This window comes from Oleiphilus sp. HI0117 (assembly GCF_001635235.1).
The window spans coordinates 1-1,103 of the sequence record NZ_LWGA01001444.1 but is presented as its reverse complement, the minus strand read 5'-3'; the positions used below and the strand labels follow the sequence as shown (position 1 = coordinate 1,103).

Annotated in this window: 1 protein-coding gene and 1 pseudogene; both read right to left on the bottom strand. The window is 41.9% G+C overall.

From position 1 onward, the window contains the following. Positions 1–606, bottom strand: a 606-nt coding sequence (locus A3757_RS24165) for a TetR/AcrR family transcriptional regulator (protein WP_068740439.1), incomplete at its 3' end; no start/stop codon positions are given. Beyond that, positions 599–1,103, bottom strand: a pseudogene (gene gyrB / locus A3757_RS24160) (DNA gyrase subunit B); the annotation flags it as partial. The gene A3757_RS24165 and the pseudogene gyrB, both read right to left, overlap by 8 nt.

Genomic DNA, 1,103 nt, shown 5'->3' with positions numbered 1-1,103 from the left:
AATGCTCATATCCCCAGGTATACGAATATGGCCATCAATAATTAAAGCTGACATGCCGTGAACCATCGACCATGCACTCAGGGCTCTAGCCGTTACATGCTTGGACTCAACATTGCCATGCTCAAATGCTTGTCTAAGTATTTTAAAAGGCTTTTGAGAACTAATTTCGAGGACAGGGGATATCTCTGGATTCGCTGAGGCTTCGAGCTTGTTTCGACGACCACCAGTATCAGCCTGGCTCAGCATTAGTCTATAAATTGCAGGGTTTTCTACGGCAAACTGAACGTAGGCGACGCCGTAGTTAAATACCAAATCCCATGGATCAGTATAGCTCTTCTTAATATCTATCAAGCGTTTAGTTAGGTCATCGAAGCCTGATGCAGCGATAGCTTGTAAGAGCTCTTTCTTGTTCTTAAAGTGAGTATAAGGTGCCATATGCGACACCCCTACTTCTGCGGCAATGGCTCTTAAAGATAGAGCATCTACGCCTTTAATTTTTAATATGTCTTTAGCTGACTCAACTAATGCCGTCTTCAAGTCACCATGGTGATATGGCTTACTTTCAGCACTAATTGAGGCGTCACCTTGGGACTTAGAACTAGACATCCAGGTTTGTTACTTCCAAAGCATTTGTCTGAATAAAGTCTCGTCTTGGTTCAACTTCATCACCCATTAAGGTCGTAAAGATCTGATCAGCGGCAACCGCATCTTCGATATTTACTTTCATCATACGGCGACTTTCTGGGTCCATCGTTGTTTCCCAGAGCTGCTCAGGGTTCATCTCACCTAGACCTTTATATCGCTGAATATAAAGACCACGCTGAGCTTCCTTCATTAGAACCTCTAAACCTTGCTTAAAATCAGTGATCGCAAACTGTTTTTCACCACGCTTAATAAAGCTATTCTCACTGAAAATACCTTCAAGAGACTTCGCCATCGTGACAATTTTTTCATAACCAGCTGACTCAATGAACTCTTCACTGAAGATATACTCAGTTGATATACCGTGCACAAATACATCAACTTTTGGTAAGTACAGGTCTTTTTCTTCGTCGTGAGAAATACCAAATACATAGTTCATACCTGTCTTGGTATCAATACCA